General features: G+C 66.9%; 24 protein-coding genes. 16 read left to right on the forward strand and 8 right to left on the reverse strand.

The features are described 5' to 3' along the window. Positions 1-90: 90 nt before the first annotated feature. On the forward strand, positions 91-885 hold the full coding sequence (gene nth / locus QRN11_RS00190; protein ID WP_285249421.1) for an endonuclease III: 795 nt from the start codon (positions 91-93) through the stop codon (positions 883-885). After that, entirely contained in the window at positions 882-1,559 is a 678-nt protein-coding gene (locus QRN11_RS00195) for an NUDIX hydrolase (protein WP_091422604.1), read from the forward strand. The genes nth and QRN11_RS00195 overlap by 4 nt, the downstream gene beginning before the upstream one ends. Positions 1,560-1,588: 29 nt before the next feature. Here the strand turns inward: QRN11_RS00195 and QRN11_RS00200 are convergent, their stop codons facing one another. Beyond that, positions 1,589-1,780, reverse strand: coding sequence for a YegP family protein (locus QRN11_RS00200; RefSeq protein ID WP_091422602.1), 192 nt, complete (start codon positions 1,778-1,780; stop codon positions 1,589-1,591). 174 nt (positions 1,781-1,954) lie between these two features. Next, positions 1,955-3,673, reverse strand: coding sequence for a bifunctional 3'-5' exonuclease/DNA polymerase (locus QRN11_RS00205; RefSeq protein WP_285249392.1), 1,719 nt, complete (start codon positions 3,671-3,673; stop codon positions 1,955-1,957). 135 nt (positions 3,674-3,808) lie between these two features. Between QRN11_RS00205 and ssd the strand changes: the two genes are divergently transcribed. The 7 genes from ssd to QRN11_RS00240 all read left to right on the forward strand — a co-directional run bounded on the left by ssd (position 3,809) and on the right by QRN11_RS00240 (position 9,102). Then, positions 3,809-5,008, forward strand: coding sequence for a septum site-determining protein Ssd (ssd, locus tag QRN11_RS00210; protein WP_285249393.1), 1,200 nt, complete (start codon positions 3,809-3,811; stop codon positions 5,006-5,008). Between the two features lie 74 nt (positions 5,009-5,082). Then, positions 5,083-6,282 carry a TadA family conjugal transfer-associated ATPase gene (locus tag QRN11_RS00215; RefSeq protein WP_285249422.1) on the forward strand — a complete coding sequence of 400 codons (1,200 nt, stop codon included), beginning with the start codon at positions 5,083-5,085 and terminating at the stop codon, positions 6,280-6,282. Further along, positions 6,279-7,088, forward strand: a complete 810-nt coding sequence (locus tag QRN11_RS00220; protein ID WP_091422585.1) for a hypothetical protein — start codon at positions 6,279-6,281, stop codon at positions 7,086-7,088. Before QRN11_RS00215 ends, QRN11_RS00220 begins: the two co-directional genes overlap by 4 nt. Beyond that, complete coding sequence (locus QRN11_RS00225; protein ID WP_285249394.1) at positions 7,085-7,702, forward strand: type II secretion system F family protein; 618 nt, start codon at positions 7,085-7,087, stop codon at positions 7,700-7,702. The genes QRN11_RS00220 and QRN11_RS00225 overlap by 4 nt, the downstream gene beginning before the upstream one ends. Positions 7,703-7,946: 244 nt before the next feature. Further along, positions 7,947-8,309, forward strand: coding sequence for a DUF4244 domain-containing protein (locus QRN11_RS00230; protein WP_285249395.1), 363 nt, complete (start codon positions 7,947-7,949; stop codon positions 8,307-8,309). Next, the gene (locus tag QRN11_RS00235) at positions 8,306-8,731 is read left to right on the forward strand and encodes a TadE family type IV pilus minor pilin (RefSeq protein WP_285249396.1); all 426 of its coding nucleotides are present in this window, start codon (positions 8,306-8,308) and stop codon (positions 8,729-8,731) included. The genes QRN11_RS00230 and QRN11_RS00235 overlap by 4 nt, the downstream gene beginning before the upstream one ends. Next, entirely contained in the window at positions 8,728-9,102 is a 375-nt protein-coding gene (locus QRN11_RS00240) for an Rv3654c family TadE-like protein (protein ID WP_285249397.1), read from the forward strand. The genes QRN11_RS00235 and QRN11_RS00240 overlap by 4 nt, the downstream gene beginning before the upstream one ends. 178 nt (positions 9,103-9,280) lie before the next feature. Here the strand turns inward: QRN11_RS00240 and QRN11_RS00245 are convergent, their stop codons facing one another. Further along, on the reverse strand, positions 9,281-11,656 hold the full coding sequence (locus QRN11_RS00245) for a DEAD/DEAH box helicase (protein WP_091422573.1): 2,376 nt from the start codon (positions 11,654-11,656) through the stop codon (positions 9,281-9,283). A 104-nt stretch (positions 11,657-11,760) separates the two neighbouring features. Next, the gene (locus QRN11_RS00250; protein WP_142060679.1) at positions 11,761-12,453 is read right to left on the reverse strand and encodes a GNAT family N-acetyltransferase; all 693 of its coding nucleotides are present in this window, start codon (positions 12,451-12,453) and stop codon (positions 11,761-11,763) included. Positions 12,454-12,604: 151 nt separating this feature from the next. On the opposite strand from QRN11_RS00250, the gene trhO reads away from it, so the two are divergent. Further along, on the forward strand, positions 12,605-13,498 hold the full coding sequence (trhO, locus tag QRN11_RS00255; protein ID WP_285249398.1) for an oxygen-dependent tRNA uridine(34) hydroxylase TrhO: 894 nt from the start codon (positions 12,605-12,607) through the stop codon (positions 13,496-13,498). A gap of 35 nt (positions 13,499-13,533) precedes the next feature. Here the strand turns inward: trhO and QRN11_RS00260 are convergent, their stop codons facing one another. Together QRN11_RS00260 and QRN11_RS00265 are read right to left on the reverse strand one after the other, a co-directional pair. Continuing rightward, a complete protein-coding gene (locus tag QRN11_RS00260; protein ID WP_285249399.1) occupies positions 13,534-14,103 on the reverse strand; it encodes a DUF6023 family protein in 570 nt (189 codons plus the stop codon). 38 nt (positions 14,104-14,141) lie between these two features. Continuing rightward, entirely contained in the window at positions 14,142-14,618 is a 477-nt protein-coding gene (locus QRN11_RS00265) for a DUF6023 family protein (RefSeq protein WP_285249400.1), read from the reverse strand. Positions 14,619-14,696: 78 nt separating this feature from the next. Between QRN11_RS00265 and QRN11_RS00270 the strand changes: the two genes are divergently transcribed. The 5 genes from QRN11_RS00270 (at position 14,697) to proC (ending at position 21,977) form a co-directional block, all read left to right on the forward strand. Further along, a complete protein-coding gene (locus QRN11_RS00270) occupies positions 14,697-16,331 on the forward strand; it encodes a DUF7059 domain-containing protein (RefSeq protein ID WP_285249401.1) in 1,635 nt (544 codons plus the stop codon). A gap of 136 nt (positions 16,332-16,467) precedes the next feature. Continuing rightward, positions 16,468-19,194 (forward strand): type I DNA topoisomerase, encoded by a 2,727-nt coding sequence (gene topA / locus QRN11_RS00275; RefSeq protein ID WP_285249402.1) that lies wholly within the window; start codon positions 16,468-16,470, stop codon positions 19,192-19,194. A gap of 197 nt (positions 19,195-19,391) precedes the next feature. Next, the gene (locus QRN11_RS00280; RefSeq protein WP_285249403.1) at positions 19,392-19,811 is read left to right on the forward strand and encodes an SseB family protein; all 420 of its coding nucleotides are present in this window, start codon (positions 19,392-19,394) and stop codon (positions 19,809-19,811) included. A gap of 7 nt (positions 19,812-19,818) precedes the next feature. Continuing rightward, a complete protein-coding gene (locus QRN11_RS00285; RefSeq protein WP_285249404.1) occupies positions 19,819-20,805 on the forward strand; it encodes a Ppx/GppA phosphatase family protein in 987 nt (328 codons plus the stop codon). 338 nt (positions 20,806-21,143) lie between these two features. Then, a complete protein-coding gene (gene proC / locus QRN11_RS00290) occupies positions 21,144-21,977 on the forward strand; it encodes a pyrroline-5-carboxylate reductase (protein WP_285249405.1) in 834 nt (277 codons plus the stop codon). 81 nt (positions 21,978-22,058) lie between these two features. On the opposite strand, the gene QRN11_RS00295 is transcribed toward proC, so the two are convergent. Together QRN11_RS00295 and QRN11_RS00300 are read right to left on the reverse strand one after the other, a co-directional pair. Next, positions 22,059-22,697, reverse strand: coding sequence for a potassium channel family protein (locus tag QRN11_RS00295; RefSeq protein WP_170850877.1), 639 nt, complete (start codon positions 22,695-22,697; stop codon positions 22,059-22,061). A gap of 40 nt (positions 22,698-22,737) precedes the next feature. Beyond that, on the reverse strand, positions 22,738-24,171 hold the full coding sequence (locus QRN11_RS00300; protein ID WP_285249406.1) for a TrkH family potassium uptake protein: 1,434 nt from the start codon (positions 24,169-24,171) through the stop codon (positions 22,738-22,740). A 104-nt stretch (positions 24,172-24,275) separates the two neighbouring features. Between QRN11_RS00300 and QRN11_RS00305 the strand changes: the two genes are divergently transcribed. Beyond that, on the forward strand, positions 24,276-25,487 hold the full coding sequence (locus QRN11_RS00305; RefSeq protein ID WP_285249407.1) for an acetoin utilization protein AcuC: 1,212 nt from the start codon (positions 24,276-24,278) through the stop codon (positions 25,485-25,487). Positions 25,488-25,492: the final 5 nt, after the last annotated feature.

Below are 25,492 nucleotides of genomic sequence, written 5' to 3' on the forward strand. Positions count from 1 at the left end.
CCCCGGGCGGCCAAAGCCACACGGGCTGCCACCGGTTCCCGGGCCGCCAAGGCCGGCGGCGGGCAGGCTCCCGCCGGCCAGGCCGCGGGTATGCCCGTGGTCTCCGCCGAGTCCATGCTCGGACTGAAGAGGCGGGCGCGGCGGATCAACAGGGCCCTGGCAGAGAAGTACCCCTACGCCCATGCGGAACTTGATTTCCGCAGTCCGTTCGAACTGCTGGTGGCAACGGTCCTGTCCGCGCAGACCACCGATGTCACCGTCAACCAGATCACGCCGCTGCTGTTCGCGCGTTATCCTGATCCGCGGTCCATGGCAGAAGCGGATCCCGCCGCTATCGAAGAGATCATCAAACCCACCGGTTTCTTCCGGGCCAAGACGCGAAGCCTTCTCGCCCTGTGCACCCGGCTGGTGGACGAGTACAACGGTGTGGTTCCCGGCCGGCTGGAGGACCTGGTCACGCTGCCGGGGGTGGGCCGGAAGACCGCCAATGTGGTGCTGGGCAACGCGTTCGGCGTCCCCGGGATCACGGTGGACACCCATTTTGGCCGCCTGGCCCGCCGGTTCGGCTGGACGCAGTCCGAGGATCCTGTCCAGATCGAATATGACGTGGCTGAGCTCTTCGAGAAGAGGGACTGGACCATGCTCTCCCACAGGGTGGTGTTCCATGGGCGGCGGGTGTGCCACTCCCGCAAGCCGGCATGCGGTGCGTGCCCGGTGGCCACCTGGTGCCCCAGCTACGGCATGGGCGAAACAGATCCGGCCAAAGCGGCAAAACTGCTGAAATACGAACTCGCTCCCGGCAACGAAGCCCTCCTGGCCCAGCTGCTGGCCGAAACCCACCGGGCGGCCGAAATCAGGATGGAATCCCAAAAGAGGAACCCTTGAGCGCCCGCGAAGACCTGATCGGCTTGGCGCGCAGGTCCGCGTCAGGGTCGGTATCCGCCCCGGACCCCCTGTGGGCCGCCCTGACGGTGGATGCCACGCGGGCGCGCAGGGCCGCTGTCCTGATGCTTTTCGGGGCCCTCGATGACGTTCCGGCGGCCTCGGACAAGCCGCTGGCCCCCGCAGACCTGGACGTCCTGCTCCTGGAACGCGCGCACACCCTGGGTTCCCACCCCGGGCAGGTGGCGTTTCCCGGCGGCGCCATTGACGCACGGGAAACACCGGTTCAGGCGGCCCTGCGGGAGGCCGAAGAGGAAACGGGGCTGGAGACGGACGGCGTGGAGGTCCTGGGCACCCTGCAGGAACTGGGCCTGGCCCACAGCAACTTCCTCGTCACCCCTGTCCTGGGGTGGTGGCGCTCGCCGTCGCCCGTCGGAGTGGTGGATTACGCCGAGTCCGCGCAGGTGTTCCGGGTCCCCGTCCGGGACCTGCTGGATCCGGACAACAGGGTCATGGCAACAGTCCACCGTGCGGGCCGCACGTTCGACAGCCCGGCCTTCACGGTCAATGGAGTAGTGGTCTGGGGTTTTACCGGCATCGTCCTGAACGGCCTCTTTGAACAGCTCGGCTGGGCCGTTCCGTGGGACCGGAGCCGGGTGCACCCGATGGGTGTCTAGTCTTTGCCGCCGGCGCTGGTCACTTTGCCTCAGGCCTGCTGATGGCGGAGATCCACCACTATCCCGGTGGCCGCATTCTCACGCATCGCCTTAACGCCTTCCAAAAGTGTGTTCAGAGACTTGAAGTTTGGCGAGACGGCAACGATGTTGCCTTCTGCATCCGTCAGCCGCAGCCTGTACGACTCGTCCCCAACCCGATGTATTTCAAACCTGCCCGCCATATGCCGGACCTCCCCTGGTGTTGCGTCTTTGCATCAACCTCTGGACCGATCTGCTTCAGTCACCAGAAGACTGTAACCCGCGTCACGGCGACCCGGCGAGCTACCGCCGGGTAGGTTACTTTTCTCGACAAACGTCGCGCCGGCGGGCAACAAAGGTGCGTTGCAGTTCGCTTCTTACTTGGCGTGGTTGTAGGAATCCACCACTGCCACGCTCACCGGAAACTCCACCGGAACAGGCCCGAACAACAGCGCTTTTGCTGCGCTCGCGGCATCCTCAATCGCCCGGATACACGCTTCCACTTGGGGGACAGGTGCGTGGACCATCACCTCGTCGTGAAGGAAGAAGACGAGCTCCGCCCTCGCTTGGCCTTCCGTGCGCAAGGCACGCAGCCGCCGTCGTAATTCAGCCAGCCAGCAGGCTGCCCAGTCCGCAGCGGAACCCTGGACCACGAAGTTGCGCGTGAAACGCCCCCTGGAACGCGCTATCGATTCTGCCCGCCGCTGCTCCTCGGCCGACGCCGGACGCTGGCTTTGGAACCAGCGCTCCGACGGGGGCGGGCTGCTGCGGCCAAGCCGCGTGGTGACGGTTCCGCCGGACTCGCCGGCCCGGGCTGCCTGCTCCACAAAACCCACCGCCCGCGGATAGGTCCTGGTGAGCTGCGGCATCAGGCGCCCGGCCTCGCCGGAGGTCGCGCCGTACATGGCACCGAGCAGCGCCACTTTCGCCTTCGCCCGGTCGCCGCCGAACCCCTTCGCGGCGATGCCGGCATAGAGGTCCTGGTCCCGGGCGGCCTCAGCCATGATGGCGTCCTGCGCCAGTGCCACGAGGACGCGCGGTTCAAGCTGGGAAGCGTCCGCCACGATCAGCTTGTAGCCTGGATCGGCATGGACGGCGCCGCGGATCTGGCGCGGAATCTGGAGGGCACCCCCGCCGCGCGAGGCCCAGCGGCCCGAGACCACGCCGCCCACTACGTACTCAGGCCGGAACCTGCCGCCGGCCACCCACGCGTCAAGCCAGGCCCAGCCGTTCGCCGTGTGCAGGCGTGAGAGCTTCTTGTAGGCAAGCAGCGGTTCGATGGCCGGGTGGTTCGACTCCTTGAGCTCCCACTGGCGGGTGCTTTTCACCTCGATGCCGTTTCGGTGCAGGGCACGGATGAGTTCCTGCGGGGAATCCGGATTCAATGTAGGGGCGTTCAACAGCCTACGCAGTTCGATGTTCAGGGCCTCAAGCTTGGCCGGGCGGTGGCCCAGGGGCGGGCGGGGACCCAAATAGTCGGCCAGGATTTCCTCGTGCAGGTCCTCCCGCCAGGGAACTCCGGCATGCTGCATTTCAGCCGCGATCATGGCAGCGGCGGATTCCGCAGCCAGCAGGAGCTGAAGCCGGCCGCGGCGGTTCTCCTCCGGACTGACGGCGGCCAGCGCTTCCTGCTGTGCAGCGTATTCGCTCCGAAGGTCTTCAAGGGTGAAACGGAGTCGGGAGCCAGTTTTCGGATCCTCGAACAGGGCGTCCTGTTCGGGAGGCGGCGGAGGCGGCTGGAGCGCACGCGGCGGCTGTTCCGGGTCATCCAGGGTGACCTTCTCGGCGTTCCTGGCGTAGTCAGTGTGGGCGGTGAACTGGGAAAGGGCCAGGATGTTCCCGCAGAGGCTCAGGTCATAGCAGCGTTCGAGTTCCACCCCGCATGCCAGCAGGGACGGGTACCAGTCCTGGGTGCGGTGCCAGATCCAGCGTGGCGCTTGCCCCGTGCGTGGCGTGCGTTCCAACCCGCGGACGACGTCGGCGAGCTCGCTCGTGGAGGAAAGCCTGGGTTCCGGATTGTCCGGGTGGGGGTGGCCGGCCTGGGTGAGTTCCTGCAGGACCGCGCCGGAGGGGTGGGCGGCTAGCAGGAGGTACATGCTCCAATTCTGCCTTGTCTTTTTCGCATGCTTTGCCGCCGTGACTCTTCCTGCACAGGCTTGTTGCCGCCGGTTTTGTGCACATAGGGCCGGGGCTGCCTTATCGTTGCCCGGCCAGCGGTGGACAGTGGCTCCATGAGCAGGCATCAGTTGACACCCATCCCTTCAGATCCAGTCCCTGCCGGGCATTCGTCCCGGAGCCCGGATGACCTGCTGCTGCCAGCCTCTCCCGGCTTTGCGGTGGGTTTGGCAGGGCCGGACGAGGCGTGGCTGCCGGACAGCGGGGAAGAGGTGCTGCTGGTCACCTCGTCCGCTGTTGTGCGCGCCGAGGTGGAGCGGATCGTGGCGGCGGCCGGAGCACATCTTCGCGTTGTTGCCGATGCACTGGAAGGGGCCAGGTACTGGGATGGCTCGGCCGCGGTTCTGGTGGGCAGTGACATCCGGGAGCTGCCGCCCCGGCGGCGGGCACCGGCTGTCCTCGTCGGTCTGGACGGTGAAGGCGACAGCCTGTGGCACCTGGCCGCGGTGCTCGGCGCTGAGCGGGTGGCCGTGCTCCCTGACGCCGCGGCCTGGCTGGCGGACCACCTCAGCCGCTCGCGGGCGCCCGGCCCGGGCGGGATCATCCTGGGTGTGACCGGCGGGTGCGGCGGCGCCGGAGCCACCACGGCCGCGATCTGGATAGCACAGGCGGCAGCCGGGATGGGAGCACGCGTACTGCTTGTTGACGGCGACCCCTGGGGCGGCGGCCTGGAACTCGCCATCGCTGCGGAGGAAAGCCCCGGCCTGCGCTGGCCCGACCTTTCCGAAGCGCGGGGCAGCATCGATTCGGGCCAGCTGTCCGACTCACTGCCCGTCTCGGGAGGATTTTCGTTCCTGTCCTGGCCGGCCACCCGTGAACAGCCCGTACCCGTGGCCGCGCCCACCACCACCGGCGTGCTCGACGCCGCACGCCGCGGGTTTGAACTTGTAGTGCTGGACATCGGACGGGGCGCGGGACCCCTCCAGTCCTATGCCTGGGACTGCGACCGGATCATGATGGTGGTTCCCGCCCAGTTGAAGGCGGCCGTCGCGGCCGTGCGGCTGCTCCATGAGTTCCCGCCCGTGGAGGCTGGCCTCCTGGTCCGGGGCCGGCCGGGGGCTGCGCTGGACGCCTCGCTGATCTCGGAGGCCATCGGCCTGCCCGTGCAGGGACGCGTGCCTGAGCTCCGCGGAGTCGGTGCCGCCATGGAGTCGGGCCGGCTGCTGGAACTGGGCAAGAGGCGCAGCGTCCGGCATTTTGCCGCCTCAGTGCTCGACTCACTCGGCGACGAGCTGCCCACGGGAGAGATCCGATGAAGCAGCAATCCCCGCGAGGATCGGGAACAGCTGACGGGCTGCGGCGGCGTGCCCGGCTGATCGAGGTCCAGCGCATGGAAGGCCAGCGCCGGAACCCGCGCCGGGTGGAGCGGCAGATCGTTGACGCCGGGCTGCTGGAATCGGTCCGCGAGTCCATGATGGCCGAAGCCGGCGTTGTCACGCCCTCACGGGTGGCGGCGGCGGTACAGGCTACCGGCAAGCTGCTGGGCACGGCCGGATCGCTGGCCGCGGTGGAGCGCATCAGCGCCGAGCTCAGCGGACTGGGACCCCTGCAGCCGCTCACCCGGGATCCGGCGGTCACGGACATCTTCGTCAACGCTCCGGACTCGGTATGGGTGGACCGCGGCCGGGGCATCGAGCCCGTCCCCGTCGCCTTCGGCGATGAGGCCCAGCTGCGGGCGCTGGCCTGCAGGCTGGTTGCCGCGGGCGGGCGCCGCCTGGATGACGGTTCGCCCTGCGTGGATGTGCGGCTGGCGGGTGGTTACCGTATCCATGCGGTCCTGCCGCCGGTGTCCACGGCGGGAACCCTGCTCAGCGTCAGGATCCGACGTGAACGGGTCTTCAGCATGGACGAGTTGCAGGCGGCCGGAATGTTCGGCCCCCTGGTAAGGGACGTCCTGGAACGGGTGCTGGAACTTCGGCTGAGTTTTCTGATCAGCGGCGCCACCGGTTCCGGCAAGACCACACTGCTGTCCACCCTGCTGGGGCTGTGTGCCCCCGCGGAGCGGCTGGTCCTCATCGAGGATGCTTCCGAGCTGAACCCGGTCCACCCACACGTGGTCGCCCTCGAATCCCGGCACGGAAACCTCGAAGGCGGCGGGGAGGTGGGGCTGGGCGAGCTGGTCCGGCAGGCCCTGCGCATGAGGCCCGACCGGCTGGTGGTGGGGGAATGCCGCGGCGCCGAGGTCCGGGAACTGCTGACCGCAATGAACACCGGACACAGCGGAGGAGGCGGGACCATCCACGCCAATACTGCGCAGGCTGTCCCTGCCCGGCTCACAGCCCTGGGTGCCCTCGCCGGATTGAGCCCGGACGGCGTCCGGCTCCAGGCGGCCAGCGCCCTTGACGTGGTGATCCACGTCGAAAGGACCGGCCGCGGAAGGGAAGTGGCGTGCATCGGCCTTATCGAGGACGGCAGTGACGGTCTTCGCGTTGTGTCAGCCCTGGAAGCCCCGGAGGGCAACACCGTTCGGGGTCAGGGATGGGACGCACTGGCCAACCGGCTGGGACGTGAACCGGGGCAAGGCTTGTGACCATTTTCCTCGCAGCGGCCCTGGTGCTGGCTGCGCTGTTGGTTCTTCGCCCGCCGCAGGATGCGGCAGCAAGGTTCCGCCGCGCCACGGGCGGTGTTGCTGCTGCCCGAACATCGGTAAGGCCGCTGGCCCGCCTGATCAGGGGGATCAGGCCTGGAACCGGGAAGGCGGCGGTCTCCGGCCCTGCAGCATCCATGACTCTGGTGGTGCAACAGCTTGCCGCGCTGCTGAAGGGTGGGCGCACCCCGGCCCGCCTGTGGGATGAGCTGTGGGGAATTTACGGGGCGAGCAGCCAAACCGAACAGGATGGTCCATCCGCATCGCGGCACGGCACCGGGCTAAGCCAGGGCTCACTGGCGCTGCTGGCGGCGGCCCGCGCCGCCGCGCGTACAGGTGCTCCGGTATCTGAGGCCATCAGGCGCGCGTTGCCCGCGGCTTTTCCGCGCCCGGGCAAGGAATCCCGGATCTGGTCCCAGCTTGCGGCCTGCTTCGACATCGCAGAAGCAAGCGGCTGCCCCTTGGCTGACGTGCTGACCAGGTTCGCGGCGCAGCTGGAAGTAGAGGACGACGCCGACGCAGCGCGGCAGACGGCACTGGCAGGGCCAAAAGCCACGGTCAGGCTGCTCACCTGGCTTCCGCTGATGGGGCTGGGCCTCGGCATGGCCCTCGGTGTGGATCCGCTGGCAATTCTGCTGGGCACGCCGCTGGGACTGGCGGCCCTCGTGGCTGGGGCTGCCCTCACCATAGCGGGCAGGGTATGGTCCGCCCGGCTGGTGGCGGGTGCAGCAGGAGCGGGACTGCCATGACCGGAACATTGCTGCCGGCGCTCGCACTCCTGGCCTTCCTGGCCGCCGCCGCCTGCCTTCTATTCCTTGGCAGGGGCCGGCCACGGAAGCGGTTGGCCACCCTGTCCCCAGCCCAACATCCTGGTTCGGCTGATGATCCAAGGACTGCTGGCGGCCGGTTCCGCAGCCGGGATGGACCCGACGGCCTGCAGGACACCGCCATGATGCTCGAACTCGTCGCCGCCATGCTGGACGCCGGGTCTGGGATCGGCCGTTCCCTTGATCTTGTCTCGGCCTCGGCGTCTTCCCAGTACCGCCAGTCGCTGCGACCCGTCGTTTCCGCACTGGCAATCGGAGCGGACTGGGAGACTGCGTGGCGAAGCTCAGCCGTCAGGTTACCCGCCATTCTCGAACTGCGGGATGCCCTGGGATTCGCGGCGCTCACCGGAGCCCCGTCCTCGGCGATCCTCTACGCACAGGCTGCAAGGCTTCGCCGGGAGAGGTTCCGTGCAGCGGAAAAGCGCGCAGCGTCCCTCGGCGTCAAGCTGGTGGTCCCGCTGGGACTGTGCTCGCTGCCGGCCTTTATCTGCCTCGGAGTTGTGCCCGTTTTGCTGGCCCTGGTCCCGTCGGGCTGACAGAGCGGCTGGTCCCGTCCGGCTGACAGAGCGGCGGTCCTGGCGCAGTTCGGGCAGTTCGGGCAGTTCCGAGGGGCTTCTCACCGCCGGGTCGCGGCCAACCGTCAGGCCAGCTCTTCCCCTCCACAGCTACGAACCGCCCCACCTTTTCCACTTACGCAACAGCCGGCCTTACCGCCCACGGCAGGGCCGGGAAGAGTCAAACCACCGGCAACCCTGCCGGACCATCGAAAGGAATCACCGTATGTCCATCAACCATGACCGCCATTACGCCGCCGGAACCGCAGCGCTCGCAGCGGCCCGGCACCACACGAAACGGCGCACCGCAACCCGATCCGCTGATGCGCCTCCAACCGGGTCTGCTTCACTGCCGGCCAATGTGGTGGAGCTCTACCCGGGTGCCAGCGTCTACCCGGGTGCCACCGCCCAACGCAGCACCGGCGTCCGGAGGCTGCTGGGATCAGAAGCCGGCATGGCCACGGCCGAGTATGCGATCGCCACTTTAGCCGCCGTCGGATTCGCCGGGCTGTTGGTCTTCATCCTTCGCAGTGAGGAAGTGCGTGGCTTCCTGCTGAACCTGATCCGCACGGCACTGGCGTTGCCATGACCGGTGCGCCGAATGCGGTGCGCCTTCGGCCAGCGGCAGAGCGGGGTGCCGTCACCGCAGAATTTGCCGTGACCCTGCCTGCCGTTGTGCTCCTGCTGGCCATGCTGCTTTCCGGTGCAGCCGCCGGGGTCACCCAGTTGCGGCTGGAGGAAGGCGCCCGGGCGGGTGCACGTGCGCTGGCCCGCGGGGACGATGCGGCAGCCGTGGAAAGGATCGTACGACAGCTTTCGGGACCGTCGGCATCTGCGGCTGTGGCAGCCGAGGGCGAGTGGCTGAACGTCACTGTCGCAGACCGGGTAGGGGGTCCGCTGGGGGCAACAATTCCGTGGACGCTGACGGCCCGCGCCTCAACCCGCAGCGAGGCAGTTGCAGCGGGCCCGGGTGTTTCCCCGGCCGACGCGGCTGCGGCAGGCACCGAATGACCGGGGCCAGGGCCAGGGCCAGGGTTGGGGACGGACCGGAGCGCGGCTCGGGCACAGTCCTCGCAGCGGGTTTGGCATTGATGGTGATGACGGCCATGGCGCTGCTGCTGCTCCTGGCCCAGTCGGCTGTGCTGGCCAGCAGGGCCGCCGCAGCCGCCGACCTGGCTGCCCTCGCCGCGGCGGACGCCCTGCGCGGGGTCACCGACGGGGAACCCTGCAACGTGGCGGCCGAAGTCGCGGCGCGGCATGCCGCTGCGGTGGTCAGCTGCTTCGAGGGAGAGGCCCAAACCGTGGAGGTCCGGACGGAGCTGATCGAGCGGACGGTGCTGGGCGCGGCGAGCGGCCGGGCACGGGCGGGACCCCCGCCCTGAACAAGGCAACGGCTGAACCCGGGTTCGAGCCCGGTTGGGTCCGAGGAGGGCCAGGAAGGAGCCAGGAAGGAGCCAGGATTTCAATCTGAGCGGGGCGACAATCTGAACCAGCATTGAGGCATATGCAGGGATTCAGTCTGAGCAGAATTCAGGCTGGGCAAGGCGAAGGAACCAGGCGTCAGCGCTGGGCTTCCACGCTCTCGGCGCTGGCCTCGGTGGCATCCTTCAACAGGACGTCGAGCAGGGTGACCGCGGCGCCCTTGTCCAGGGGGTTGTTTTTGTTCCCGCACTTGGGCGACTGGACGCAGGAGGGGCAGCCTGATTCGCATTCGCAGGCCTTGATGGCATCCCGCGTCGCGGCCAGCCATACCTTCGCCTTGTCGAAACCGCGCTCGGCGAAGCCGGCACCGCCAGGGTGCCCGTCATACACAAAAATGGTGGGCACCCCGGTGTCGGCATGCAGGGCAGTCGAAACGCCGCCGATGTCCCACCGGTCGCTTGAAGCCACCAGTGGGAGCAAGCCGATTGCTGCGTGTTCGGCGGCGTGAAGGGCACCGGGGAACTGTGCCTCGATGAGGCCGGCGGCGGTGAGGGACCGGTTGTCCACTTCGAACCACACTGCCTTGGTGAACAACTCCCGGGCGCCAAGGTCCAGGGGCTCCTCGCCAAGGATTTCGTTGGAGATCAGGGCCTTGCGCTGGAAGGAAACCACTTGGGTGGTGACCTTGACGTCGCCGAAGTGCAGGGAAACGTCGCCCCAGCTGGCGGTCCGCTGGGTTTCCAGCACCTCAATCTGGGTGACGTCCCGTGCCGTGGTGTAGTAGTCGGGATTGGCGCGGCGGACCACCACACAGTGATCGTCCTCGTTGAGGTCCTCCACCACGTAGCTGTCGCCCTGGTGGATGTAAACGGCGCCGGTATGCGCCTGGTAGTGGGTCTGGGGTGAGTCCATCGTCCCGAGGAGGGAGCCGGTATCGGCGTCAACAATACTGACCGGCCCGCCGCCGTCGGCCCGCAGGTTCACCATGGCGGCCGCACTCTGGGAGTGGGTCCAGAACCAGCCCGCCGGGCGGCGCCGCAAATACCCCTGTGCCACGAGGCGGTCGAGGAGTGCCTCGGCGGTGCCCCCGAACAGGTCCAGCTCAGCGGGCCCCAGAGGCAGTTCCGCTGCCGCAGCGCACAGATGGGGGCCCAGTACATAGGGGTTGGCCGGGTCGAAAACTGTGGCTTCCACGGAGACGTCGAAGATGGCTTCCGGGTGGTTCACCAGGAAGGTGTCCAGCGGATCGTCGCTGGCCACAAAGGCCGCGATCGCATCCTGCCCGGCCCTGCCGGCCCGCCCGATCTGCTGGAACAACGAGGCCCTCGTGCCGGGCCAGCCCGCAACCAGGACAGCGTCCAGGCCAGAGATGTCGATACCCAGCTCAAGCGCGGAGGTACTGGAAACACCCAGCAGCCTGCCGGAGCGCAATGCCTTCTCCACGGCCCGGCGTTCCTCCGGCAGATACCCGGAACGGTAGGCAGCCACGCGCTGCGGGAGGCTGGGGTCCACTTCGTCGAGCAGCCGCTTGGTGATAGACGATATGGTCTCCGCACCTCGACGCGACTTGATGAAAGCAATCGTCCGGACGTGGGCCGACACCAGGTTGGCCAGCAGGTCGGACGTTTCGGCCACGGCTGTCCGCCGCTCCTTGGCGCCGTTCTCGCCGCGGAGTTCGGTCAGCGCCGGTTCCCAGAAGGCCACGGTGGTGGCACCGTGCGGTGACCCGTCCTCCGAGACGGCCTTCACCGGGGCGCCGATGAGCCGCGCGAAGGAGACGTCGGGATCAGAGGCCGTGGCTGACGCGGCGATGAAAACGGGCTCGGGGAATGAGGTGCCGGCTCCGTAATACGCGCAGATCCGCCGCAGCCGGCGCATCAGGTTGGCCACGTGTGAGCCGAAGACGCCCCGGTAGCTGTGCGCCTCGTCAATGACTACATAGCGGAGCCGCCGAAAGAAGGCCGCCCACCAGGCATGGTTCGGAAGGATACCGAAATGCAGCATGTCCGGATTGGCCAGGATGAAGTTGGCGTGGTCCCGGATCCAACGCCGGGAGGCGGGGTCGGTGTCGCCGTCGTAGGTTTCGGCGCGCACGGTGGGCAGCTGCAGTGCCCGGATGGCGTTGAGCTGGTCGGCGGCGAGGGCCTTGGTGGGCGACAGATAGAGGGTGACCGCGCCGTCGTCGTGGATCTTCCCTGGATCGGCAAGAACCCGCAGCTCGGAACGGTGGATGGCATCCAGGGCCGGGAGCTGGTAGGCGAGCGACTTCCCCGAAGCCGTCCCGGTGGCCACCACAACGTGCCCGCCGCCGTGCGCAATGTCAGCTGCTTCCACCTGGTGGCGGTAGGGCTGCTGTACTCCGAGCGAACCGTAGGCTGCAACCAGATCCGGGTGGACCCAGGACGGCCACGGCTCGTGCACCGCCTTCCGGGCAGGGATGGTGCGGACATGACGCAGCTGTTCCGGGTCCGGGCCGCGGCCCAGCAACGGAATCAGGGAGTCATGGGGGTTCACCCATATATTGTTTCACCCGCCAGGGGCTCGGCGTGCCCGGTTCGCCCTCGGGGGAAACAAGGGAGACGCGGAAAATCCAGGAATTCAGGGAGATGTGCCAGGCGCTAACTCAGGGACAGATCGGCCCCGTCGCGGGATGCGGACAGCATCAGCACCCGGGAAACAGTGGTCCAGCCAAGATGCGAGTAGAGCTTCTGGCCATCAAGGGACGCCAGCAGCAGCCCGGTCTGGACGTCGTGCCCAAACGCCTGCGCTGCCAGTGCGCGCATGATAAAACTGCCAAGGCCGCGCCGCTGGAAGGCCGGTTCGGTGATGATTTTGTCGAACACCGCGGTGTCGCCCACCACATAAACCCGGCCACTGGCGGCCAGGGTGTCACCGGAGCGCACCTCCGCGTAGTGCACACCGTCCTGTTCGGACGCCGCTAGGGAAAGGTCGTCATCCGAAAGCCAGGGATCCTCGGCGTCCTGGGTTTCCATGTCCACGATCATCATGGCCTGGGTGTCGGAAGTGACGTTCAATCCGTGCTGCCGGGCAAGTTCCGAATACCGGGCGAGGTCGTTCGTCAGGATCGTCAGGCCCCGGGCCGGCACTTCCGCCGCCTTCGCCGCGAGCACGGCAAACTCCGTGTCCGTTGGATCGGACGCGAAAAATTCCCATTCACCTGAGGTATCAGACCGGAGCGCGGCGGGAAAGCGGCCTTCCGACGATGTCCGGTAACCGCGACAGCCAGCCCATCCGGCCACCCACACTTCAAGAAGGCCAGTGATGTCGTTAACCATGGTTTCCGGGCTCATGCGATGAGACTATTCCACCCCGATCACAAGCAACAGGGGGTGGCAGGCAAGAAGTCCTGAGCTTATGCAATTGTGATGCGGCACCCCCGGGCGCCCGACCGTAGCAGAACCGGGACAGGCCACTGGAATCCAAGCCGGTACCCTTAAATACGTGGCTTTGAACCGAATCGTGCTTTTTTACGGCTTTACCCCCATCGCTGATCCGGACGCCGTCCGGCTCTGGCAGCGTGCCCTCTGCGAGAAACTGGGCCTGACCGGCCGCATCCTGATCTCCGAAGACGGCATCAACGCAACCGTGGGCGGCGAAATCGGCGCCGTGAAGCAGTACGTCAAGACCACGCGCGAGTACAAGGGCTTCCACGGCATCGACGTTAAATGGTCCGACGGCGGCGCGGAAGACTTCCCGCGCCTGAGCGTCAAGGTACGCGACGAAATCGTCTCCTTCGGCGCCCCCGGCGAACTGAAAGTGGACGACAACGGTGTGGTGGGCGGCGGCAAGCACCTCAAACCCGAAGAACTGCACGAACTCGTGGATACAAAGAAGCAGGGCGGGGAAGAGGTTGTCTTCTTCGACGGCCGGAACGCCTTCGAAGCACAGATCGGCCGCTTCAAGGACGCGATCGTCCCCGATGTCGCCACCACCCACGACTTCATCAAGGAACTCGAGTCCGGGAAGTACGACGGGCTCAAGGACAAGCCGGTAGTCACCTACTGCACCGGCGGGATCCGCTGCGAAGTGCTCTCCAGCCTGATGGTCAACCGCGGTTTCAAAGAGGTCTACCAGCTGGACGGCGGCATCGTCCGCTATGGCGAAACCTTCAAGGACCAGGGCCTTTGGGAAGGCTCGCTGTATGTGTTCGACAAACGTATGCACCTCGAATTCAGCGAGGACGCCAAAACCATCGGGCAATGCGTGCGATGCTCGGCCCCCACCAGTAAGTTCGAGAACTGCTCCAACCCGAGCTGCCGCACCCTCACCCTGTACTGCGCCGAATGCGCTTCCAGCCCGGAAACCCTGCGCTGCCCCGAAGGCTGCGCGGCGTAGGGCCGGGCTCACGGCCTGCGGAAGCGCAACGCCTGTCACAGGCGCCGGAGCCGATACGCGTAGTTGGCACCTGTCCGGGCGTCCACAGTGACAGTCAGGGCAGTCTCGGCCGAGAGATAAATGACGTTCTCGCGGTTGATCCCGCACCGCAGCCCCAGGTCAACCAGCGTGAGCGCGTCGCTGCGGACCGTGAAGTTCACACGGCGCTGGCTCCGGCAGGCCAGCGCCAATGCGTAGGTGCCGGTGCCCACCACGGGGGTGGTTTCGCTGCGGGTTTCGCCTGCGGCCAGCAGCCCGGCTGCCGCGTACATGACCGGATCGCCGGTATCGGGCAGGCTGCGGGACACCCATGACTCCAGCTCGGCCTCGCTGACGGGTTCCCGCTCCAGCGGATCTCGGGTGAATGCCGGCGCCGGGGCCACTGTCTGCTCCGCATCAGCGGGATCGGCCCAGCGGCCGTCGTCGTAGGTGTATTCGCAGCCGCCCACCGCAAGCCCTGCCGCGAGCACAAGGCCGAGGACGACGGCGGCCGCCGGCTTTCGCGCCAGCGGCGCCGGGGCTGTCCGTAGCGGACCGGGCGCGGAGGATTTCCGCACACTGGGCATAGTCCGACTTTAAGCCCGCAAGCCCTAGCGGACCATAGCTATTGCGCGGGCATCAGCTGGTAGGCGTAGATGAGGGGCGCGTCCACGCTGGAGGTGCTGATTTCCAGCCTCCCTGTAGTGGGCAGTGTGATCCTGGTGACTTCGTTGCTGCCGTTGCACGCGGCCCCGGCATCCACCACGTCTTCCCCGTCCAGCGACACCGCGAAGAACGCCTTACCCCCGCCCTCGCAGGTCGCCGACAGGGTGTAGCGGCCGGCGCTGACATTGGAAGCTTCCCGGATGATCCGGTTTTTGTTGAGGATCTTCCCGGCATCCTCCAGCACGGCGCCCGGCGATGCCGGCAAAGCGGTGGCCCGCCACTGGGGCACGTCGGCGTTCTCGATCGACACCACCGGCGAGCATCCCGCCAGGGCTACGGCCGCCAGGCCTGCCAGCGCCGATGCTGTGCGCGGGAAGCGCCGCGGGCCGGCGGGCTGCTTCCGGGCGCGCGGAAGGACGGAAAGCGTTGTTGGCATACCCCAACGCTACCCCGTCCGGCAGGCCGCAACGTTCCAGCGCCTGCCGGGCCGGACCTCCCGCACTAAACTTGAGCGGTGCCTGAATCCCCATACGAGTTCACCGCCGGCAATACTCCCGACGCGCCCCGCAGCGACCTTCCGGACCTGCTCGCCGCACTCGCCGCGGACCTGCGCGCCGTGGACTACACGCTCGACGGCGTCGCGAATCTCCTGGGCGAATCCGCCTACACCGCCTTGAACCGCGACCAGACCATCCCGGCACTGCTCGCTGCCGAGCGCGCGGTCCGGCGGGACGAGGGCGCCAAGGCGCTTGCCGCCGTCGTCCGTCTGTGGCTGCTCGCCGAGCCCCAGCCCAAGGAAACGCTCGACGCCGCCCTGCCGGGCCTCCGCGCGGAAGGCCTGCTGGCACTGGGGCTGGCGGAGCCCGTTCCCGGCACAGCGGTCCTGGCCGCCAAAGCCGACCTGCGGCCCTACGGCTGGGACGCTAATGAAGACGGCAGCGGCGGCGCTGAACTGTGGGTGGCGAGCGACCTCGCTGCGCACCAGCAGGAGGGTGTGCTCCGGCACGACCACGTCCTGGGCATCGGCCAGGCCTCCACCACTTTGGTGCAGACGACCTTCCGCCGCCACACCAACCGCGCACTGGACCTGGGCACGGGCTGCGGCATCCAGGCCTTCCACCTGCTGCACCACTGCGAGCATGTGACGGCCACGGACATTTCCGAACGGGCGCTTGCCTTTACCCGGTTCAATATCCTCCTGAACGCGCAGGCCCTGGGGGTGGACCCGGACCGGCTGGGGGACCGGGTGAGCCTGCGCCTGGGCTCGCTGCTGGAACCGGTGGCCGGCGAGGAATTCGGGCTGGTGGTCTCCAACCCGCCGTTCGTCATCACGCCACGGAGCCCGGGGGAAGATGCCGCGGAGCAGTTCACCTACCGCGACGGCGGCCTGCCGGGCGATGACATCGTGGCTGCCCTGGTGGCCGGTCTCCCGGCTGTCCTGGCTGAGGGCGGCACGGCCCAGATGCTGGGAAACTGGGAGGTGGCGGCCGGCACGGACTGGCAGGAGCGTCCGCAGTCCTGGGTGGTTCCTGGCGTGGATGCATGGTTCATTCAGCGGGAGTTGGTCAGCCCGGAGCAGTACGCCGAAACCTGGCTGCGGGACGCCTCCGAGTCCCGGGACCGGGACCACTACCGGGACGCGTACGCGGCCTACCTAGCGGACTTCGAGTCCAGGAACGTGGCGGGGATCGGCTTCGGAATGGTGCTGCTGCGCCGGCCAGCTGGCCCAGGCCAGGGCTTCAGCCGGTTCGAGGAGATCACCTACCCCATCGAGCAGCCCATCGGACCGCACCTGGGCGCGGCGCTGGAACGCCAGGACTGGCTGGCAGCCAACAGTATCGGGGACGCGCACCTGCTGGTGGCGGACGACGTCACTGAGGAACGCCACCAGCGCCCCGGCGCCGAGCATCCGGGCGTGATCCTGCTGCGCCAGGGCGCCGGCTTGCGCCGGACCAACCTGCTCAGCACCGAACTCGCCGGGTTTGTCTCGGCCTGCGACGGCGACCTCACGGCGGGCCAGATCGCCGGTGCGCTGGAGGCGCTGCTGGGCGGGGACGACGGGTTCGACGCCGGCACATTCCGCAGCGGTTTGCTCGCCGAAGCAGCCAACCTGGTCCGGGACGGTTTCCTGATTCCGGCCATGGAATAAGGCGCGGATTGGAGGGCGTACGGCACCGTGGCCCACCCCCCTCTTTTCCACATGGATGCGCACATTTCTGCAAAATATGGTGAACTAGGCCAGTATGGGCGCATCTGCCCGAGCAACCTTTTTCTGTAGGAGCACCGTGCCAAGCAAGGCCAAAACCGGCAAGAAACTCGTGATTGTGGAGTCTCCGGCCAAGAGCAAGACCATCGCCAAGTACCTGGGCGAGGGCTTCATCGTGGAGGCTTCCATTGGTCACATCCGCGACCTGCCGCAGCCGTCCGAACTCCCCGCAGAGCTGAAGAAAACCTCGGTGGGCAAGTTCGCCGTCGACATTGACCACGACTTCAAGCCGTATTACGTGGTGTCCCCGGACAAAAAGAAAAAGGTGACCGAGCTCAAGGCCGCGCTCAAGGACGCCGACGAACTTTACCTCGCAACCGATGGGGACCGCGAAGGCGAAGCCATCGCGTGGCACCTGCTTGAAGTGCTCAAGCCCAAGGTCCCGGTGTACCGGATGACGTTCGGCGAAATCACCAAGGAAGCCATCCAGCGCGCCATGGGCAACTTGCGCGACGTCGATACGGCACTGGTGGACGCGCAGGAAACCCGCCGTGTCCTGGACCGCCTGTACGGCTACGAGATTTCCCCGGTGCTCTGGCGCAAGGTGGCACGCGGCCTGTCCGCCGGCCGCGTGCAGTCAGTGGTCACCCGCATGGTGGTGGACCGGGAACGCGAGCGCATGGCCTTCAAGGCCGCCTCCTACTGGGACCTCACCGGCCAGTTCGGCGCCGACACCGGCTCCTTCAAGGCCAAGCTCGCCGCCGTGGACGGTGCCAAGGTGGCCAGCGGCCGGGACTTCAACGACGACGGCGTGCTCACGTCCAAGAACGTGGCGCACCTCAACGAGGAGCTGGCGACGTCCCTGGCGGCAGGGCTGCAGGACGCCTCGTTCACCGTCCGCTCCGTCGACACCAAGCCCTACACCCGCCGCCCGGCAGCGCCCTTCACCACCTCCACACTGCAGCAGGAGGCGGGCCGCAAGCTGCGCTTCTCCTCGAAGAGCACCATGCAGGTGGCCCAGCGGCTGTACGAAAACGGCTACATCACCTATATGCGTACTGACTCGTCCGCGTTGAGCGACGAAGCCCTCACCGCTGCCCGCCGCCAGGCCTCCGAACTGTACGGCCCCGAGTACATCCCGCAGTCACCCCGTGTGTATACCGGCAAGGCAGCCAACGCCCAGGAAGCCCACGAGGCCATCCGCCCCGCCGGTGACTCCTTCCGCACCCCCGCCCAGGTGGCCAAGCAGCTCTCCGGCGACGAATTCCGGCTCTACGAACTCATCTGGAAGCGCACCGTCGCCTCCCAGATGGCTGATGCCAAGGGTTCGACGGCGACCATCCGCCTGGGTGCCGTGGCTGCTGACGGGCGTGACGCCGAGTTCTCCGCCTCGGGCACCGTGATCACGTTCCCCGGCTTCCTGGCAGCCTACGAGGAAGGCAAGGACGAGACCCGCGGCGATGACGACTCCGAGGAAGCGCGGCGCCTGCCGAACGTGGCCAAGGGCGACTCCCTCACCGCCGCGGACATCACGGCCATCGGCCACGAAACGTCCCCGCCGCCGCGCTACACCGAAGCCTCGCTCACGGCTGAGCTGGAAAAGAAGGGCATTGGACGTCCGTCCACTTACGCCTCCACGATCTCCACCATCCAGGACCGCGGCTACGTGCGGAAGCAGGGTTCCGCCCTGGTACCGAGCTGGATCGCGTTCTCCGTGATCCGGCTGCTGGAACAGCACTTCAGCGACTATGTGGACTATGAGTTCACCGCGGACATGGAAGGCGACCTGGACAAGATCGCCAACGGCCAGGCCGTGGGCGCCTCCTGGCTCCGGCACTTCTACTTCGGCGAGGACTCCGATCCAGGCCTGCTGAGCATCGTCAACAACCTTGGCGAGATCGACGCGCGGGAAATCAACTCCATTCCCATTACGGACGAGATCACGCTCCGGGTAGGAAAGTTCGGCCCGTACCTTGAAAGCTCCGCTGCCACCGTGGACCCCAAGACGGGGGAGATTGTGGAGTCGGCGCGGGCCAATGTGCCGGAGGACCTCGCTCCCGACGAACTGACTGCCGCCAAGGCCGTTGAGCTGATGGAGACGGCCGCTCCCGAGGAGCGGGTGCTGGGTACCGATCCGCACACCGGGCATACCGTCGTCGCCAAGAACGGCCGGTACGGCGCCTACGTCACCGAGATCATCCCGGAGATGACCGAGGAACAGATCGCCGCCCAGCCGGTGGAGTACTACAAGAACGGCAAGCCCAAGCCGCCCAAGAAGCCGGTCAAGGCCAAGCCCCGCACCGGCTCGCTGTTCAAGTCGATGACCGTCGAGTCCGTGACCCTGGACGAGGCACTGCAGCTCATGAGCCTGCCCCGCGTTCTGGGCGAGGACGCCGAAGGCAACCTGATCACCGTGCAGAACGGCCGGTTTGGGCCGTACCTGAAGAAGGGGACCGACTCCCGCTCCATCGGTTCGGAGGAGGAGATCTTCACCATCACGCTGGACCAGGCGCTGGAGATCTACTCCCAGCCGAAGCAGCGCGGCGCCCGGGCCGCGGTACCGCCGCTGGCGGAGTTCGGCCCGGACCCGGTGTCGGAGAAAAACATCGTGGTGAAGGAAGGCCGCTTCGGCCCCTACATCACCGATGGGATCACCAACATCACGGTTCCGCGTGCCACCTCCCTGGAGGAACTCACGCGTGAACAGGCTGTTGAACTCCTGGCCGAGAAGCGCGCCAAGGGCCCGGTCAAGCGCACCGCCACCCGCAAGCCTCCGGCCAAGAAGAAGGCAACGGCGAAGAAGTAGCCTCGGCGCCGGCTGGAAGAAATCCTCTGCGTGCTCGCTCGTCCGCCCCACCGTCCCCCTCGCCTCGCAAGCTCGGCCAGGGAACCCGGACGGTGTGGGCCCACGCTTGGACATTGTGCTGCCGGATTCCTCCCAGCCGGCTCGCAGCAAGCATTGGCCGAATTGCGGTGGAGAGCCCAACGTGTTCATCTAGTCGTATGACTGAACAGCCTGCGCACACGGATCTCCAGCCGCTCAACGACCTCGAGGAGAAGCTCGCCCTGGGCGGACAGCCTGATGCCAGTCCTGTGGACGTCATCCTGTCCTTCCTGAACAGCGAGGTCTACATCGTCAGCTCTGACAACATCGAGGGCGTCGATTCCCAGGTGGAGCCGCTGGTCCTCGCGAACGCCGAGGGCGAACCCGTCCTCGCCGTCTTCTCGCACCCCAGCCGGGTGGACCAGCAGTACCTGGACGCGGCCCCCAACGTCCTCGGTACACAGGGTGCGGCCATCATCGCCAACATCGGAGACGAGCTGGGAATGGTCATCAACCCGGGCGCAGCCTACGGCTTTGAGATCAACCCCGAAGGTGTCGCCAACATCAAACGCGACTTCAAGCGCGCCGACGGGGAATAATGTCAGCATGCGGCTAGGCGTCCTCGATATCGGGTCCAACACTGTCCATCTCCTCCTGGTGGATGCCCACCCCGGCGCGCGGCCAGTGCCGTTCGCCTCGCACAAGCGTCCGCTTTCCCTGGTCCAGTACCTGGAGCCGGACGGCAGCATCAGCGACGCCGGCCAGCACGAACTCACCGAATTCGTCCTGGAAGCCTGGGAATTCGCGGCCCGGCACAAGGCCGAGGACCTCCTGGCGTTCTGTACCTCCGCCATCCGCGAGGCCACCAATGGCCCCGAAGTCCTGGCCCGGGTTAAACACGAAACCACCGTCACGCTGCAGGAACTGACGGGAAGCGAGGAAGCGTCCATGACCTTCTTCGCCGTCCGGCGCTGGCACGGCTGGGGTGCCGGACCCATCCTCAACCTGGATATCGGCGGCGGCTCCTTCGAAATGGCGTTCGGCCAGGACGAGTTGCCGGAAGTTGCCACATCCGTGCCGCTGGGTGCCAGCAGGCTGACGCGGGACTGGCTTGCGGATGATCCGCCCACAGCCAAGAGTGTCAAAGAACTGCGGCGCTACATCCAGGCCACCCTCAAGCCGGCAGTCCGGGAATTCGACGGGCTGGGCCGGGCCAACGTCGTCGCAGGAACCTCCAAGACCTTCCGCTCCCTCGCCCGGATTGCCGGAGCTGCCCCGAGCGCAGCAGGCCCTTACGTCAAGCGCGTGCTGCACGGCTCCGACCTCGGAGTATGGGCGCAGCGCATTTCTGCCATGAAAGCCGAAGACCGGCTCCACTTGCCCGGCGTTTCCGAAGCCCGGGCCCACCAGCTGCTCGCCGGGGCACTGGTGGCGGAGGCGGCACTGGAGCTCTTCAAGTTCAAAAAAATCAAAATCTGCCCGTGGGCGCTGCGCGAAGGCCTCATCCTCCGCCGCCTCGACCAGCTGGTTTTTTCCGGGCCCAGGGAACTGGCCCCGCACGTTACGCCGTCGGCCGTCGAGGCGGCCGTCTAAACGCTGCAGCGTAGCCCGCTAAATGTTTTAGGCGACGCCTTAAAAGCGGAAGCACCGGCGGCCGCGACAGGAAAATGGGGGAAAACCTGTCGCGCACGCCGGTGCCCTGGCAGGCATCCCCATGCCTGCCGCATCACTCGCACCCTCAATGAGGTACTAACTACAGTAGGGCTGCTAGTTGTGAAGTACCTGCACCCAACATGTGAGCCAGCTGTGAATCTTTCCAGCGCGACGCGGGGTCAGATCCGGCCCAATCCCGACGGGTTTTCGGGCCGAATCTGACCCCGCGTTGCTGTTGCGGGTCGGCAGCCGCCCGGCCAAACTGCAATGATGGAGCCATGAGCAACCGAATCGCATTCCTTGGCTGTGGGTCCATGAACGAAGCCATCCTCGGCGGTCTGCTGGAAGCCGGGACGGATCCGGCTGACATCGTGGCCACCGTCCGCCGTGCCGAGCGTGCCGCGGAACTGGCGGAGCGCCACCACGGCATCACTGCGATCGCCGGTGAGGAGGAACCGGACAACAACAAGCAGGCCAGCAAGGGGTCCGCCGTCGTGATTCTGGGGGTCAAGCCGGTCGGTATCACCGAACTGGCGCGCGAGATCAGCTCCTCCCTCGCCCCGGACACGGTGGTGGTGAGCGTCGCCGCGGCCGTTTCGATCGCCCAGCTGGAGGCTGCCCTCCCGGCCGGCCAACCGGTCATCCGCACCATGCCCAACACCCCTGCCAAACTGGGGCGCGGCGTTGTATCGGTCTCACCGGGCACCAGTTGCACGCCCGAACAGCTGCAGAAGGTCAAGGACATCCTGCAGGGCGCAGGAACCGTTGTTGAGGTGCCCGAGGAGCAGGTGGACGCCCTGTCCGCCATCAGCGGCTCCGGACCGGCGTACGCGTTCTATCTTGCCGAGGCGATGGCAGCGGCAGGCCAGGAGCTGGGCCTCGATGCCGAACTGTCCCTGCTCCTGGCGAGGGAAACCGTAGCCGGTGCCGGGTTTATGCTCGCCGAGCCGGGGGCGGACCCGGCGGCCCTGCGCAAAGCGGTGACCAGCCCCAACGGCACCACCGAGCGCGCCATAGCAACCTTTGACGAGCGCGGGATTCCGTCCATCATCGCCGCCGGCGCACGCGCCGCAGCGGACCGGGCAGCGGAGATCACCAAGCAGCTCGGTTAAGCGCGACAAGACGGGGTTTCGACAAGGTCAACCACCGGCGGATGTTCAGGCTCAACCGCCGGCGGTTCCCCACCCGCGAAGCTAGGGACGGGCGGCGAAGCGTTCCAGCAGGTCCACGTGCCCGGACACAATCAGCATGTCCCGGGAGGAGACCTTGGTTTCCGGCCGCGCGTAGGTGAAGTCCTCGCCCGGCGACTTGACGCCCACGATCGTCACGCCGTACTTGGACCGCACCTTTGACTCATCCAGCGTGAACCCCACCGTCTCGCGGGGCGGGTACATCTTCACAATGGCGAAGTCGTCGTCGAACTCGATGAAGTCCAGCATGCGCCCGGACACGAGGTGCGCGGCCCGGACACCGGCGTCGGCCTCCGGGTAAATCACGTGGTTGGCGCCAATGCGAGTGAGAATTTTGCCGTGCGAGGGCGTAATGGCCTTCACCCACAAGTGCTCGATGCCGAGGTCCACCAGGTTGACGGTGATCAGCACCGAGGACTCAATGGACGTGCCCACGCCCACCACGGCGGAGCTGAACTCCTGCGCGCCGAGCTGGCGGAGGGCGTCGATGTTGGTGGCGTCGGCCTCCACCACGTGCGTCAGCAGCGGGGCGAACTTCTGCACCAGGCTGCGGTCCCGTTCGATGGCGAGCACTTCCCGGCCCTGCTTGACCAGCTGCTCGGCAGTGGAGGAACCAAACCGGCCCAGTCCGATGACCAGCACCGGAGCATTGTGGGCGGGCCGCCGGGGGGCGTCTGGGGAACTAGCCAATGATGGGCCTCTCTTCGGGATAGTGGTACAACTGGCTGCGCTGGCGCAGCGCCAGGCCGGCAGCGAGGGTCACGGTGCCGACGCGGCCGGCGAACATCAGGGCAGTAAGGACGTAAACGCCCGACGGCGGCAGCTCGGCACTGAGGTTCGTGCTGAGCCCCACGGTGGCGAAGGCGGAAATGGTTTCGAAGAGCACACGGTCCAGGGAAGCGCCGCTGATATGGAGCAGCAGGAATGCGGACACCGAAACCAGGGTGGCGCCGGCCACGATCACCGAGATGGCGACGCGCATGCTGCCCTGCGGGATGGTCCGGCCGTAGACCTTGACATCGGCGTCGCCGCGCGCTTCAGCGATGATGGCCAGGAACATCACGGCGATGGTGGTGACCTTGATGCCGCCGGCAGTGGACGCGGACCCGCCGCCGGCGAACATCAGCGCGTCCGTCAGCAGCATCGTGGTGGATTCCATATGGTTCTGCTCCACGAGGTTGAACCCGCCGGACCGGGTCATCACCGAGGCGAACAGGGAATGCGTGATCTTGTCACCGAAGTCCATGGAGCCGATGGTCCTGGCGTTGTCCCACTCCATCAGCCCCCATAGGAAGGTGCCCGCCGCGAGCAGGATGAAGGACACCTGGATGGTGAGCTTGGTGTGCAGGTTCCACTTTTTCCAGTTCAGCCCGTTCTGCTGCAGGACCATCACCACGGGAAACCCGAGGCTGCCCAGGAACACGCCGAGCATCAGGGGAACCAGGATCCACAGGTCCGTTTCGTAGGGCACGATGCCGTCTGAGTGCGGGGTGAATCCGGCGTTATTAAAGGACGAGATGGAATAGAAGATGCCGTGCCAGACGGACTGCAAAAAAGGCTCGCCCAGTGTCAGGAAGCGGGGGATCAGCGCCAGGGCCAGGATGCCTTCGATGACCACTGATGTGGTGATCACGATCCGCAGCAGCGTTCCCACTTCCCCGAGGCGGCCGGCGTTGTTCATGGATTCGGCGGCGATGATCTTGCCCCGCACGCCGAGCCGCTTGCTCACCATCAGCGCCAGCAACGACGCCAGCGTCAGGGTGCCGAGGCCGCCGATGAAAACGCCGATCAGGATCACCAGCTGGCCGAAAAAGGACCAGTGGACCGCCGTCGACACCACCGTCAGGCCGGTGACGCACACGGCGGAGACGGCGGTGAACATGGACTGGTGCAACGGGGTGGCCGTGCCGGTGGCGGACGAGAAGGGCAGGGAGAGCAGGAACGTGAACACCAGGCACACGGCAGCGAATGCAGTCAGCGCAAGCCGGGCGGGGGAGGTGTTGGCAATGTCGTCAATGAAATCGCGCACCCGGGTGAAGACCCAGAGGCCCTCCCGCTCCTGAGCGGCGGGGTGCCAGCTGGCCGGGTTCCGGGGCCTGGCCTGGCTTTGCGTCATGTGTGGCGTTTCCTCGGTTGGTTCTGCTTCCCTCAGTAGTAAACCACTTATGCCCGCGTAATGGCCGGGCGGGATAGGCTGCACGCTCGGGTAGCCTGTGATTGATGACATATCTGCCGGGTCTCAGCCAGCCCGCGCCGCCAACGACGGTGGCGTGGGGCCCTGACATGACCGCCTACAATTTCGGGCCGGGCCACCCCATGGCGCCGGAGCGGATGGACCTTACCGCCCGCCTGGCCCGCAGCCTGGGGCTGTTCGACCTGGACCATGTGGCCGTGGAAGCCCCCTATGTCGCCACTGACGCCGAGCTCGAGTCCGTGCACTCGGCCGAGTTTGTAGCAGCCGTCCGCAGGGTCAGTGATGACCCCTCCGCAATTGATGAGTCGCGGGGCCTGGGCACCGAGGACGATCCTTCTTTCGCCGGCATGCATGAGGCGGCGGCCAGGCTGGCCGGCGGCTCCCTGCTGGCTGCGTCAAAGATCCTGGACGGCTCAGCACTGCATGCGGTCAATTTCGGCGGCGGCATGCACCATGCTTCCCGCGACCGGGCCAGCGGATTCTGCATCTACAACGATGCGGCCCTCGCCGTGCGGAGGCTGCTCGACGGCGGGGTCAGGAAGGTCGCCTACCTCGACGTCGATGCCCATCACGGGGACGGAACGGAGAGCATTTTCTGGAATGACCCGCGGGTGCTCACGGTGTCCCTGCACGAAAGCGGGCTCACCTTGTTCCCGGGCACCGGATTCGCCAACGAGATTGGCGGACCGGAAGCGGAAGGAACTGCCGTCAATATCGCGCTGCCCTCCGGAACCGGCGACGCCGGCTGGCTGCGCGCCTTCCACGCGGTGGTCCCACAGCTTGTGGCAGCGTTCCAGCCGGAGGTCATCGTCAGCCAGCATGGCTGTGACTCGCACCGGACGGATCCGCTCACGCACCTCAACCTCAGTGTGGACGGGCAGCGGGAGGCGGCCACCGCCGTCGGGAACCTTGCGGCCCGTTACTGTGACAACCGCTGGATTGCCACCGGCGGCGGCGGATACAACGTGCTGCACGTGGTTCCCAGGGCATGGAGCCACCTGATTGCCATCGTCGCAGGCAGGCCGGTGCCGCTCCGGACCGCGGTCCCGGAGGACTGGCGGACGTACGTTGAGGAGAAGTTCGGCGTTTCGGCGCCGGGCCTCATGGGCGATGACGTGGAACTGTGGTGGCGGTCCTGGGAAGTGGGATTCGACCCCAACGACGCCGTGGACCGGACCGTCATGGCTACCCGCAAAGCAGTCTTTCCGCTGCACGGACTGGACCCCTGGTTCGACTGAAATCC

This window comes from Pseudarthrobacter sp. fls2-241-R2A-168, from assembly GCF_030209335.1.
Lineage (GTDB): Bacteria > Actinomycetota > Actinomycetes > Actinomycetales > Micrococcaceae > Arthrobacter.